This is a genomic window from Nocardia jiangxiensis NBRC 101359, assembly GCF_000308615.1.
Classification (GTDB): domain Bacteria; phylum Actinomycetota; class Actinomycetes; order Mycobacteriales; family Mycobacteriaceae; genus Nocardia; species Nocardia jiangxiensis.
In genome coordinates this window covers 42,381-55,962 of the sequence record NZ_BAGB01000026.1, presented here as the reverse complement: position 1 = coordinate 55,962, position 13,582 = coordinate 42,381, and the positions used below count along the sequence as shown (strand labels likewise).

General features: G+C 69.1%; 10 protein-coding genes. 7 read left to right on the top strand and 3 right to left on the bottom strand.

Annotated elements, in window-relative coordinates:
- Both ON40_RS08265 and ON40_RS08260 read left to right on the top strand, forming a co-directional pair.
- Positions 1–1,542, top strand: coding sequence for a glycerol-3-phosphate dehydrogenase/oxidase (locus tag ON40_RS08265; protein ID WP_040820273.1), 1,542 nt, complete (start codon positions 1–3; stop codon positions 1,540–1,542).
- Positions 1,543–1,659: 117 nt separating this feature from the next.
- Positions 1,660–2,295, top strand: a complete 636-nt coding sequence (locus ON40_RS08260; protein WP_245567713.1) for a DinB family protein — start codon at positions 1,660–1,662, stop codon at positions 2,293–2,295.
- A 36-nt stretch (positions 2,296–2,331) separates the two neighbouring features.
- On the opposite strand, the gene ON40_RS08255 is transcribed toward ON40_RS08260, so the two are convergent.
- Positions 2,332–3,129, bottom strand: coding sequence for a VOC family protein (locus ON40_RS08255; RefSeq protein WP_040820271.1), 798 nt, complete (start codon positions 3,127–3,129; stop codon positions 2,332–2,334).
- A gap of 167 nt (positions 3,130–3,296) precedes the next feature.
- Between ON40_RS08255 and ON40_RS08250 the strand changes: the two genes are divergently transcribed.
- Complete coding sequence (locus tag ON40_RS08250) at positions 3,297–3,986, top strand: SDR family NAD(P)-dependent oxidoreductase (RefSeq protein WP_040820270.1); 690 nt, start codon at positions 3,297–3,299, stop codon at positions 3,984–3,986.
- 62 nt (positions 3,987–4,048) lie between these two features.
- The gene (locus ON40_RS08245; RefSeq protein ID WP_083895490.1) at positions 4,049–5,191 is read left to right on the top strand and encodes an S-adenosylmethionine:tRNA ribosyltransferase-isomerase; all 1,143 of its coding nucleotides are present in this window, start codon (positions 4,049–4,051) and stop codon (positions 5,189–5,191) included.
- On the opposite strand, the gene ON40_RS08240 is transcribed toward ON40_RS08245, so the two are convergent.
- Positions 5,098–5,535, bottom strand: a complete 438-nt coding sequence (locus ON40_RS08240) for a MarR family winged helix-turn-helix transcriptional regulator (protein WP_040820268.1) — start codon at positions 5,533–5,535, stop codon at positions 5,098–5,100. The two genes, ON40_RS08245 and ON40_RS08240, sit on opposite strands and share 94 nt — an antisense overlap.
- A gap of 100 nt (positions 5,536–5,635) precedes the next feature.
- Between ON40_RS08240 and ON40_RS08235 the strand changes: the two genes are divergently transcribed.
- The gene (locus tag ON40_RS08235; RefSeq protein WP_040820265.1) at positions 5,636–7,069 is read left to right on the top strand and encodes an MFS transporter; all 1,434 of its coding nucleotides are present in this window, start codon (positions 5,636–5,638) and stop codon (positions 7,067–7,069) included.
- Between the two features lie 78 nt (positions 7,070–7,147).
- A complete protein-coding gene (locus ON40_RS08230; RefSeq protein WP_040820264.1) occupies positions 7,148–10,411 on the top strand; it encodes an arabinosyltransferase domain-containing protein in 3,264 nt (1,087 codons plus the stop codon).
- A gap of 135 nt (positions 10,412–10,546) precedes the next feature.
- Here the strand turns inward: ON40_RS08230 and ON40_RS08225 are convergent, their stop codons facing one another.
- Positions 10,547–10,987: a hypothetical protein gene (locus tag ON40_RS08225; protein ID WP_157186230.1), complete on the bottom strand. Its 441-nt coding sequence runs from the start codon at positions 10,985–10,987 to the stop codon at positions 10,547–10,549.
- A gap of 272 nt (positions 10,988–11,259) precedes the next feature.
- On the opposite strand from ON40_RS08225, the gene ON40_RS08220 reads away from it, so the two are divergent.
- The gene (locus ON40_RS08220; protein ID WP_051192841.1) at positions 11,260–13,563 is read left to right on the top strand and encodes an FdhF/YdeP family oxidoreductase; all 2,304 of its coding nucleotides are present in this window, start codon (positions 11,260–11,262) and stop codon (positions 13,561–13,563) included.
- Positions 13,564–13,582: the final 19 nt, after the last annotated feature.

The following is a 13,582-nucleotide window of genomic DNA, read 5'->3' as shown; positions in this document are numbered from 1 at the left end:
ATGAACTCGAGCGCAAGAGTTCCCGGAGACTCCGCGCTGAATTCCGCACGCCGGGAACGGGAGTTGCGGGAACTCGGCGACGGTGGAGTCGTCGACGTGCTGGTGATCGGCGGCGGGGTCACCGGGACCGGGGTGGCGTTGGACGCCGCCTCCCGGGGACTGCGCACGGTTCTGGTGGAGGCGCGTGATCTGGCCTTCGGCACGAGCCGGTGGAGTTCCAAGCTGGTGCACGGCGGGCTGCGGTATCTGGCCAGTGGCGGGGTCGGGATCGCACACGAGAGCGCCGTGGAACGGCATATCCTGCTCACCTCGACCGCGCCGCATCTGACCCGGCCGATTCCCCAGCTCGTGCCGTTGCTGCCGGATATCGGTGCGGCACAGCGGATGCTGGTGCGCGCGGGATTCGCGGCCGGAGACGTGTTGCGGCGCAGCGCCGGAACTCCGGCCTCGGTACTGCCGCGCTCGCGCCGGGCCGCTGCCGCCGAGGCGTTGCGGCTGGCTCCCACGGTGCGCCGTGCCGGATTACGCGGCGGACTGCTGGCCTGGGACGGCCAACTGGTCGACGACGCGCGCCTGGTGGTGACCCTCGCGCGCACCGCGGCCGGGTACGGGGCGAGCGTGCTCACCCGGGTCCGGGCCGAGCAGGTGAGCGGCGATTCCGCGGTGCTGCACGATGCCCTGTCCGGGGAAACCCTCACCGTCCGAGCGCGTTCGGTGATCAATGCCACCGGCGTGTGGGCGGATCGGGTGGATCCCTCCATCGAGCTGCGGCCCAGTCGCGGCGCCCACCTGGTATTCGACGCGGCTGCTTTCGGCGGTCTCAGTGCCTCGCTCACGGTGCCGATTCCGGGCAGTACCAGCCGTTTCGTCTTCGCGTTCCCCGCCGCGCACGGCCGGGTGTATCTGGGTCTGACCGATGAGGACGCGCCCGGTCCGGTGCCCGACGAACCCGAACCGACCGACGCCGAGATCGACTTCCTGCTCGACACCGTCAACACGGTCCTGCGGGAGCCGTTGCACCGCAATGATATCCGCGGCCGGTTCGCGGGGTTGCGCCCGCTGCTGCGCACCGCCGAGGGCAGCACCGCCGACATCTCCCGCGAGCACGCGGTCCTGCACTCCCCCGGCGGCCCGATCACGATCGTCGGCGGCAAGCTCACCACCTATCGCAAGATGGCGCAGGACGCGGTCGACGCCGCGGTCGCCCATGCGGGCCTGACCGCGGGCCCGTGCCGGACCCGGCGAATCCCCCTCACCGGTGCGGTATCCGGCGCGGCACGCGATCGTCTGGACGCGCCGCCGACGCTCATCGAACGCTACGGCAGCCAGGCGACCGCGATCCTCGCTCTGGCACAGGACGATCCGGACCTCGCCACACCCGTGGCCCCCGGAATCGATGTGCTGCGCGCCGAATTCGCGTATTCGATCAGCCACGAGGGCGCACTCGACGCGGACGATCTGCTGGATCGCCGCACCCGGATCGGCCTGGTCGCCACGGACCGTGCGGCCGCGGCAGCCGCCGCGGCGCAGATGTTCCGATGAACCGCCGCCGATAGCGGCGCGGCTGCTGTCCGGCGCGGCGGCGTTTTCCTCCGTACGCTGAGAGCGATGTGCCGCCGAACGTTCCGATGAACCGCCACACGCGATATCGTCCCGATCGTGCCCGATCGGTCGAGCCCCAGGTTTGCCGGTGCGGGCAGCTGGAACAATGCGAAGGAGGCGGGTGTGGCCGATACCCGGCAGACGCCGACCGATACCCGACGGGCCGAGATGTTCGTTGCCCCCGAACACGATCCGCGCACCCGCCTCCACACCACCGGTGACGAACGCAGCGTCCTGACCGAGATACTGGGCGGTCAGCGCGCCACGCTCGAACTGAAGTGCGCGGGTCTGGGCACCGAACTGGCCCGTCGGTCGGTCGCACCGTCCACCCTGTCCTTACTGGGACTGGTACGGCATCTGGCCGATATCGAGCGGCACTGGTTCCGCCGGGTGCTCGCCGGTGAGAAGGCCCCGCCGCTGTTCACCTCCGCGGAGCGCCCCGATGACGACTTCGACGGGGCGAACACCGATCCCGGATCGATCACCGCCGCCTGGGGCGCGTGGCGGGCCGAGGTCGCCTTCGCCGACCGCTTCACCACAGCCGCATCCGATCTGGGGCTGACCGGCGAGGACCCCGGGCTCGGCAAGGTGTCGCTGCGCTGGGTGCTGGCCCACATGATCGAGGAGTACGCGCGCCACAACGGCCATGCCGATCTGCTGCGTGAGCGAATCGACGGTGCGGTGGGCCTGTAGTGACGCCGGACGTCGCGGTGACGCCCGGCGTCCGGTTCAGGAGTTGTTGCCGCCCAGGCTGAATCGCACGCCGCCCGGATCGATCACGGCGGCCATCCGCCCGTACGGGGAGTTCTCGGGTTCGCGTTCCACCGAACCGCCCAGGGAAACCAGGGTTTTCACCGACGCGTCGACATCCTCGACACCGAAGTAGACCCGCCAGCCACCCGGGGACCCGTCGGGCAGGAAGGCCGCGGAGTCCATCACGCCGCCCAGCATCGGGCTGGTCGAATGGATTGTGGTGTAACGGAATTCCGGGATGTCGGAGACGGTGAACGGGTCCTGCCAGCCGAAGACCTCGCGATAGAACTTCAGCGCCTGGTCGTAGGCGGGAGTGTGCAGTTCGAACCAGGACGGGTTGCCCACGTGGTCGCTCCACCGACCGCCGCTGACCTCACCGAGCGCCCCGAATCCCGGATGCCCGCCCGGCTGCCACACTCCGACCCCGGCACCACTGGGGTCACCGAGAACGGCCATCGTGCCGAGTTCACCGACCTGCATCGGGGGTACCACCACCCGACCGCCGTTGGCGGTCGCGGCCGAGGTGGTCGCCTCGGCGTCGGTACTGGCCAGATAGATCGTCCACTGATCCGGCCCGCCGGAGGAGCCGTCGTTGCGCATACCGCCCGCGACGGGTTCGCCGTCCTTGCTGAAGGTGATGTATCCGCCGTATTCGGGCCCGGCCTGTTCGGCGGTCCAGCCGAGTAGTTCGCCGTAGAAGGCGATGGAACGCTCCGGATCGGAGGTGAACAGCTCGACCCAGCAGGGATCTCCGGATTTGAAGGTGTAGGTCATGGTGGCTCCTGGGAAGACGTTGGGGACTTCGCATTGTTGAGACGGCACCGCGACAACATTTTCATCGGCCGCGAGTCGCACCGGCCGGCCACATATCAGGCAGAGTTCACTGTAGGCGGAAATCCTCTCCTTGACCTGAAGTTCGCTTCAGGTTTCACGATGGTGTCATGTCCGAAACCTCCACAGCCCTCATCACCGGCGCATCGGCGGGATTCGGCCGCGCGACGGCCCTGGTCCTGGCCGAACGCGGCTGGGATCTGATCATTACCGCACGCCGGGCCGAACCACTGGAGCAGGTGCGTCGGGCGACCGGCGCGACGGCCCTGCCGGGCGATGTGGCCGATCCGGCGCATCGCGCCCGACTGGCCGCGGTACTCGCCGAGCGCGATCGGCTCGATCTGGTGCTCAACAATGCCAGCGCTCTGGGCCCGAGCCCGCTGCCGCACCTCGCGGATCTTCCACTCGGCGCATTCGCCACGGTGCTGCAGACCAATGTCGTCGCACCGCTGGCGGTCCTGCAACTGGCACTGCCGGCACTGCGAGCCTGCGACGGCACGGTGATCGATATCAGTTCCGACGCTGCGGTCATGGCGTACCAGGGCTGGGGTGGTTACGGCGCGTCGAAGGCGGCCCTGGACCAGCTGACCGCCGTCTTCGCCGCCGAGAATCCGCGACTGCGCATCTACAGCTTCGATCCCGGCGATATGCGCACCGCCATGCACCAGGCCGCATTTCCCGGTGAGGACATCTCCGATCGCCCCGAACCGGAGACCGTCGTCCCGGCGCTGCTGCAGCTGATCGACACCCGGCCGCCCAGCGGCCGATACACCGCCGCGGAACTGTCCGTCGCGCACTGACACCACCTACCAATCGGGACCGGACCACACCCGTCGATTCCGGCCGAACATCGGAGGCAGCCATGACAGCCGTCCCACGCGAATTCGTCCTGCCCGCCGACCGCGCGGCGACCGCTCCGGCGGAGGCACGCGGACTCGCCCGCGACGAGGTCCGCCTGCTGGTGTCCGGCAACACGGGCATCACCCATGCCAGGTTCCGGGAGCTGCCGCAGTTCCTGCGACCGGGAGACCTTGTCGTGGTGAACAATTCGTCGACACTGGCCGCGGCGGTCGACGCACGGTATCGGGGCGTCCCGGCCGTCCTGCATTTCGCCGCGCGACTGGATCACGGCAGCTGGGCGGTCGAACTCCGCACCCCCGAGGGCACCCCGTTCACCGCGGCCGAACCGGAATCCGGTGCCCGCGTGGAACTTCCAGGCGCCACGGCAACGCTGCGCGCGCTCTGGCTACCGCCCGCCCGACGCCTCTGGATCGCCGAGGTCGACACCGATGTCACCGCACTGCTGGCCCGCCACGGCCGCCCGATCACCTATTCCTATGTGACGCAACGATGGTCACCGGAGTTCTACCGCACGGTCTTCGGCCGTGAACCGGGCAGCGCCGAGATGCCCAGCGCCGCAAGACCGTTCACCGACACCCTGGTCACCGACCTGGTGACGGCCGGAATCACGCTGGCGCCGATCACCCTGCACACCGGCGTCTCCTCCCCCGAAACCGGCGAACCGCCGAGCCCGGAGCGCTACCGCGTCTCCGAAACCACGGCCCGCCTGGTGAATTCGGCCCACGCCACGGGCGGTCGCGTGATCGCCGTCGGCACGACCGTCACCCGCGCCCTGGAGTCCGCTGCCACCCCCTCCGGCCTGGTCCACCCGGCCGCCGGATGGACGGATCTGATTCTCGGCGCAGACCGCCCCGCCCGCACGGTCGACGCCCTCATCACCGGATGGCACGAACCCGGAGCCTCCCACCTCCAGCTCCTCGAGGCGGTCGCCGGACCGGAACGGGTCGATGCCGCCTACCGCGTGGCATTGCAGACCGGCTACCTCTGGCACGAATTCGGCGATACCGCACTGCTGTTCGCCGACCGGGCCGAAGCCGTGGCCGCCGCCGACTACTCGGCCGCCTCCAATTTCGGCACCAGACGTTCGAGCATGCCCTCGAGCAGCCCTTCCTCCTCCGGCGTCAGCTCGGCCAGCGCGCGGTAGGCCCGCACCTGCGAACCGCGGATCTGCGCGGCCAGATCGCGCCCCTGGTCGGTGGAGGCCAGATATTTCACCCGGCGGTCGGCGGGATTCACCGTGCGCAGGACCAGACCGCGGGACTCCATGCGGTCCGCGACGCCGGTCAGGTTGGACGGGTCGCAGGCCAGGCGTCCGGCCAGTTCGCGCATGGGCAGTTCGGCGGGGGGTTCGTTGAGTGCCAGCAGGAGTTTGGCCTGGGTGAGGGTCAGGCCGTGTTCCTCCGCGGCGGTCAGGAAGTCCTGCAGGTAGGCCGACACGAACCGTCCGATCAGTAACGCAAGGGGACTCGGTTCTGTGGCCTGACTCATAGCGGCGATCCTACCGGCGCGATTGACAACGAATATATTTGAAGCCTTAAATGCTTGAGGACTTCAAACATATCTGTTCCCAAGCTTCTGGAGGTGTCACATGACGCGGAGGAGTTCGCTGCTGACCGGCGTCCTCGCATTCGCCGCGATGATCGTCACCGTCATGCAGACCCAGGCGGTACCGATCCTGGGTCTGATCGCGACGAAACTGCACGTCTCCACGACGTCGGTGAGCTGGGTGACCACCGCGACCCTGCTGTCCGCGGCCGTGTTCACCCCGCTGCTGGGCCGGATCGGCGATCTGTACGGCCGCAAGCCCACCCTGCTGGGCACGCTCGTGATCGCGGCGATCGGCTCGGTCGTGTCCGCGACGGCCGGCTCACTGGGCGTACTGCTGGCCGGGCGCACGCTGCAGGGCGTGGCGACGGCGATCTTCCCGCTGGCGCTGTCGGTGCTGCGCGACGAGATCCCGGCCGAACGGCTGCACGGGGCGATGGCCATCGTCAGCGGCACCCTCGCCTTCGGCGGCGGCATCGGACTGGTCACCACCGGTCTGCTCACCCAGGGCAGTGATCCCGGCTACCACGTGGTCTTCTGGTTCACCGCCGGGTTGGCGGTGGTGGCACTGGCCCTGGCGGCGATCGTCGTGCCCGCGACGGGCACCCGCCATCCCGGCAGCGTCGACCTGCCCGGTGCGATCACCCTCGGCGGCGCGCTGATCCTGCTGCTCCTGCCGATCTCCCAAGGCCACGAATGGGGATGGACCTCGGCCGCGACGCTGGGCTGCTTCGGCGGCGCGATCGTCATGGCCGCGCTGTGGGTGCTGATCGAACGTCGCTCGGCCGCACCGCTGGTGGACCTGGAGATGTTCACCCACCGACCGGTGCTGTTCACCAACCTGTCCGGCGTCTTCATCGGATTCGCGATGTTCCTGCTGTTCATGGGGGTGTCGTATCTGGCTCAGATGCCCGCGCGGATCGCCGGATACGGCTTCACCGCCTCGATCCTGCGCGCCTCGGTGGAATATCTACTGCCCAGCACGATCGCGTCGATGCTCGCCGCGCCACTGGGCGGACTGCTGGTCGGGCGGATCGGCGGGCGGTACGTGCTGGCCCTGTCCGGCATCGTGGGCGCGGCCGGATTCGCCTGGATGGCCCTGGCGCACGAGGCGACCGGCACCGTGATCACCGCCAGTGTGGTGGTCGGCATCGCGATCAGCTTCGCCTACGCCGCCATGCCCGCTCTGATCGCCGCGAGCGTGCCGCATCGGCACAACGGCGTGGCCAACGGCATCAACTCCATCTCCCGCACCGTCGGCAGTGCGCTGGGCAGCGCCGTCATCACCACGCTGCTGACCGCGAAGCTGCTCCCGCACCTGCCGCTGCCGCAGGAGGGCCAGTTCACGGTCGCGTTCTGGGTGGGCGCGGGAACCTGTGCGGCGACCATCGCCGCCGCCCTGCTCGGGTTGCGCCCGCAAACCCGCTCGGCCACAACCGAACCCGCTGCATCACAGCTGGTGAGCGCGGTCGGCTGAGCACGACGCCGCAGCGCATCGGCCGAGGTGTCAGTGAGCTGGACGCGGTCTCAGTTCCGGTTGATAGCATGCCCGACCGTGACCCAGACGCTCAGTCGACACCCGGCCGATGATCGGCCGCTGGACCAACTCGCCCCCCGACGTGGGGGCGGTCGACTGTGGCGGATCCTCGCCATCGTGACCGGCATCCTCGGCGCGCTGCTGGCTGTGGCGGTGCCACTGCTGCCGGTGCATCAGGAGCAGTCCTCGCTGTCCTGGCCGCAGGCGGGCCGCGCGACCAGCGTCACCGCGCCACTGGTGTCCTACTCCCCGACCAGCGTGCACGCCGACATCCCGTGCAGCGCCGCCACGGCGCTGGGACCGCGCGGCGGCACCCTGCTGGCCACGGTCCCGGCGGCGTCCGGATCGTCCTGGCACTACGGCCTGAACGTCCTGGTCTCCGCCGCACCCACCGGCGACCGGCTGCAGGTGGTGCTGCGCGATCAGACGCTGATCGATACTCCGGTGCGCGACCTGCCGCGCGGCTGCACCATCACGATCTCCTCCGACAGCACCGCCACCTCGGTTCAGGCGGGCGGCGCGCCCGTCACGCTGGCCGGTGAGCACCGCCCGCAGCTGGTCGGCCTGTTCACCGATCTGACCGGCGCCGCACCGTCGGGTATGCACGCCGACGTGGTGATCGACTCGCGATTCACCACCTCCCCGACCGTGCTGAAACTGATCGCGATCATCGGCGCGATCATCGCCACCGCCGTGGCCCTGTACTCGCTGCACCGGTTGGACGGCCTGGACGGCCGGGGCAACCGTCGCGCGCTGCCGCGTCGCTGGTGGCGGCCGCGGCTGGTCGACTTCGCCGTACTGGGCACGCTGATCCTGTGGTACTTCATCGGCGTCGGCACCGCGGACGACGGCTATATCTTCGGTATGGCCCGCACCGCCGGGCCCGCCCGATATCTGGCGAACTACTTCGCCTACTTCGGCGTCCCCGAGACGCCGATCGGCATCCCGTACGACAACCTGTTCGAACTGCTCGCCCGCGTGTCCACCGCGAGCATCGTGGTGCGACTGCCGGAACTGATCTTCGGCATCGCGTGCTGGTTCCTGATCAGCCGCGAGGTGGTACCGCGCCTGGGCGTCGGCGCACGCACCGAACGCTCGGCGATCTGGGCCGGTGGGCTGGTCCTGCTGGCGTTCTGGCTGCCCTACAACAACGGTCTGCGGCCCGAACCGGCGATCGCGCTGGGCGTCCTGCTGACCTGGGTGTCGATGGAACGCGCACTGGCCACCCGGCGCCTGGCCCCGGCCGCGGTCGCGCTGATCCCCGCGGCGCTGGCCGTGGTCACCAACCCGTCCGGTCTGATCTGCTTCGCCGCCCTGCTGGCCGGGGCGCGCCCGCTGGTGCAGATCATCGTGCAACGCGCCCGCACCTCGGGTTATGTGGCGTTGATCGCACCCGCGCTGGCCGCGGGTCTGGTCGTGCTGACCATCGTCTTCGCCGGGCAGCCGCTGGCCGAGGTCTCGGCGATGCGTCAGGCGCACAAGGTCGTCGGTCCCGATATGCCCTGGTACACCGACTATCTCGTCTATCAGGATCTGCTCCAGCCGACCCCGGACGGTTCCCTCGCGCGGCGGTTCGCGATGTTGGTGATGTTCCTCGCACTGGCGGCCGCGGTGATCACGCTGCTGCGCAAGAGCGGCCGGATTCCCGGACTCGCGGCCGGACCCACCCGGCGCATCCTGGGCACCACCGTCGCCGCGGTGCCGCTGATGATGTTCTCGCCCACCAAGTTCACCCATCACCTGGGCGTATTCGCCGGACTCGGCGGCGCGGTCGCGGTGGTCGCCGCGGTCGCGGTGGGATCGCGGTCGCTGCGGTCCGCGCGCAACCGCGCGCTGTTCGCCGCCGCCGTCTTCGCCATGCTGGCACTGTCGTTCGCCAGCTCCAACGGCTGGTGGTATGTCGCGAGCTATCGAATCTCGTGGTGGGACAAGCCGATCTCGGTGCACGGGATCAGCGCGGGCACGGTACTGCTGGCGATTTCGCTGCTGCTGATCGTCGCGGCGGGCTGGTTCCACATCCGTGAACCGTTCCACGGCGAAGCACGCACGCCGCGTCGCCCGATCCCGATCCTCGCCGTGGCCGCGGCGCTGGTCGTGCTGTTCGAGGTGCTCTCGTTCGTCAAGGCCGCGGTCGAGCAGTATCCGGCGTACTCGCTCGCGTCCTCGAACATCAAGGCGCTGACCGGTGATCCGTGTGCCATGGCCGATGACGTGCTGGTCGAGCCGGACGCGAATGCCGGTGTGCTGCGCCCGTTGTCGGGCAGTCCCGCGACCGCGCTCGGCAGTGGCACCAACGACGGCTTCACGCCCGACGGCCTGAACCTCGGCGACCTGACCCCCGACGGTTCGGCCGCGGCCGCGGCCTCGGTCGGCCAGTCCCTCGGTAGTGCGGGCACCACCACCAAGACCGGTAAGGACAGCACCGGAGCCGGCGGCGAGGCCGCGAAGCCGGGCATCAACGGCAGCACCATTCCGCTGCCGTTCGGCCTGGATCCGGCGACGACACCGATCCTGGGCAGTTACGGCAGTCCCGGCGCGGAGAAGTCGCTGACCTCGGGCTGGTATCGCCTGCCCGCCGCGGATTCCGCGGGCAGCCGCGGCAAGATCGTCTCGATCGCGGCCGCCGGGCGCGTCGCCTCCACCGATATCGACAACCTGCCCGTCGCCGGACAGAACGTCCAGCTCGAGTACGGCGTCGCCGGTCCCGGCGGGGTGCAGTCGCTGGGCCGGGTCACCCCGGACGATGTGAGCGTGCTGCAGCCGTCCTGGCGCAATCTGCGAGTTCCGTTGCAGCAGTTGCCTTCCCAGGCCGACGTCGTGCGCGTGGTCGCCTCGGTGAACAGCTCGGATCCGTTGCAGTGGGTCGCGGTGACCCCGCCACGCGTGCCGCATCTGCAGACGCTCGACTCGCTGGTCGGGCACACCGATCCGGTGATGCTGGACTGGCTGGTCGGTCTGCAGTTCCCGTGCCAGCAGCCGTTCCGGCACCGGGACGGTGTCGCGGAGATCCCGCGGTACCGCATCACCCCGGATTTCGCGGCCGCGATCATGACCACCAACTGGCAGAGCCACGCCTCGGGCGGTCCGCTGGGCTACGTCCAGCTGCTCACTCGTCCGGAGGTCATGTCCTCGTATCTGAAGGACGACTGGAAGCGCAACTGGGGCGAGATCGAACGCCTCGTCCCGCTGGATCCGAAGGCGACCCCCGCCCAGCTGGACACGGTCACCGAACAGCGGTCCGCCCGGTGGAAACCGGGTCCGCTGAACTTCGACATCCGGTAGACACCCGATAGACGAAGCAGTGCGGGCGGTTCCCCTGGGGGAACCGCCCGCACTCGTCTTCGAGACTTCAGCGCCCGCCGGGCACGATCCACTCGTTCACGGAGCGTCCGCCGCGCATCTCGAATCCATTGCCGCTCAACCGAAGACGGCGCAGTTGTTGCCCATGTGCGCCCCGTTGGCGACGCGAATGTCGACGTACGGCGTCGGCGTGCCGGCCGGTGTCGCGGCCTGCACGGCGGTGATGTGGTGCCAACCGACCGTCGCCGGAGTCCAGGGTGCGACGACCGTGCCGCCCGAGGGCCGGAACCAGCCGATCGAGCCGTTGTTGTCGAAGACCTGGACCGGCTGCACGGGGTCGGAGACCGTGACCTGCACCGCGGACTGGCAGCCCACCGCGTAATTGGTGCCCAGACCGTAGTTCATACCCGGCTCCGCACCGACCTGTGTGGCGGTCGCACCGGCGGGCGCGGTGAGCAGCGCGACCGGGGTGAGCAGCAGCGCCGCCACCCCCAGGCCCGCCGCGGCGGGACGTACGAGGCGCCGACGAATCCGCGCGGTCCTGAGTCCTTTGTCCATCCTGTTCCGATCCTTGCTGTCCGGTTCCGAGGCAGCTGCCCCGGCGGTCGCATCGATACTTGCCTCCCGAAGGCCGCCATGGGGGCGATTCGCGGCATCCGCGGCAAGTGTGTCGTGCCCGAACACCGCACGATCGTGCCGATTCGTGAACGATCCCGAACATCGGCCGCGACCACCGTGACACCGCGCGTACGCTCGGCATTCGGCCTGCGATCGCCGATCGGCGCATGGGCCGTTTGTCCTAGTCGTTCGGTCAGGAGGACGATGGAATGATGCATCGCCGCGCGCCATCTCACGACATCGACGAATCCAAGGTCGCTGTCACCCCACCGAAACATCAGGCGGCCGGCGTCACGGCCGTGACGATCGCGCTCGAGCGGGCCGTCGAGGAGATGGGCGTGCTGCGCACCGCACGCACCCTGACCAGGGTGAATCAGCGGCACGGCTTCGACTGTCCCGGCTGTGCCTGGCCGGAGCCGAGCGATCATCGCCGCCCCGCGGAGTTCTGTGAGAACGGGGCCAAAGCGGTCGCCGAGGAGGCGACACTGCGCACGGTCGATCCGGAGTTCTTCGCCCGGCATTCGATCGCGGACCTGTCCGACAAGTCCGGCTACTGGCTCGGGCAGCAGGGCCGACTCACTCATCCGATGGTGCTGCGCCCAGGCGAGGACCACTACAGCCCCATCGCGTGGGACGAGGCGTATCGGCTCATCGCCGAGGAGCTGCGCACGCTGGACTCCCCCGACGAGGCCCTGTTCTACACCTCCGGCCGCACCGCCAACGAGACCGCCTTCCTGTATCAGCTGCTGGTGCGCAGCTACGGCACCAACAATCTGCCGGACTGCTCGAACATGTGCCACGAATCCTCGGGCACCGCGCTGAGCGCCTCGATCGGTATCGGCAAGGGTTCGGTGACGATCGACGACTTCTCCGCGGCCGAGGTGATCGTGGTGGCCGGGCAGAATCCGGGCACCAATCATCCGCGCATGCTCTCGGCGCTGCAGAAGGCCAAGGAGCACGGAGCCCGCGTGATCGCGATCAATCCGCTGCCCGAGACGGGTCTGCTGGGCTTCCGCGATCCGCAGACCCTGCGCGGCCTGACCACCGGGATCGATATCGCCGACGACTTCCTGCAGATCCGCCTCGGCGGGGATATGGCCCTGTTCCAGGGTCTGGCCAAGCTGCTGTTCGAGGCCGAGGACCGCGCACCCGGCACCGTGGTGGACCGCGCCTTCGTCGACGCGCACACCGCGGGTTTCGCCGAATACGAGAAGCAGATGCGCGCGGTGGATCTCGCCACGGTGCTCGAGGCGACCGGCCTGACCGGCGAGGATCTGGATCGCACCGCCGAACTGCTGGCCACCTCGAAGTCCACGATCTTCTGCTGGGCGATGGGCCTGACCCAGCAGCGGCACGGCGTGGCCACCATCGAGGAGGCCACGAATCTGCTGCTGATGCGCGGCATGATCGGCAAGCCGGGCGCGGGCGTGTGCCCGGTGCGCGGACACTCCAACGTGCAGGGCGACCGCACGATGGGCATCTGGGAGAAGATGCCCGAAACCTTCCTCACCGCACTGGATTCCGAGTTCGGCATCACCAGCCCCCGCACACACGGCTACGACACCGTCGATGCCATCCGGGCCCTGCACGAGGGCCGCGCGAAGGTCTTCTTCGGCATGGGCGGCAATTTCGTCTCGGCCACCCCCGACACCGCGGTCACCGAGGCCGGACTTCGGCAGTGCGCGCTGACCGTGCAGGTCTCCACCAAGCTGAATCGCAGCCACGTCGTGCACGGACGCACCGCGCTGATCCTGCCCACCCTGGGCCGCACCGATCTGGACCTTTCGCCCGGCGGAGTGAAACAGCAGGTGTCCGTGGAGGATTCGATGTCGATGGTGCATCTGTCGACCGGCCGCCTCACACCGGTGAGCCCGGAGCTGCGCAGCGAGGTGGCGATCGTCTGCGAACTCGCGCAGGAGCTGCTCGGTCCCGAACATCCCGTGCCGTGGGCGAAATTCCGCGAAGACTACGACACGATCCGCGACTCGATCTCCCGGGTGGTCCCGGGCTGCACGGACTACAACGCGAAAGTCCGCGGCCGCAACGGTTTCCAGCTGCCGCATCCCCCGCGCGACGCCCGCGAGTTCCGAACCGCCACGGGCAAGGCGAATTTCGCGGTCAACGAGTTGCAGTGGCTGCCGGTGCCCGAGGGCCGGCTGATCCTGCAGACCCTGCGCAGCCACGACCAGTACAACACCACCATCTACGGCCTGGACGACCGTTATCGCGGCATCCACAACGGCCGCCGGGTGGTCCTGGTCAACGCCGAGGACATCGCCGAATTCGGTTTCGCCGAGGGCGATCTGGTGGATCTGATCTCGGAGTGGACCGACGGCGTGGAACGCAGGGTCACCGGTTTCCGCCTGGTCGCCTACTCCACTCCGCGCGGTAATGCGGCCGCCTACTACCCCGAGACCAACCCGCTGGTCCCGCTGAACCACGTGGCCGAACGCTCCAACACTCCGGTCTCCAAGGCCGTCACCATCCGGCTCGAACCGCACGTCCACACCGCGTGAGCAGCTACACCACATGACC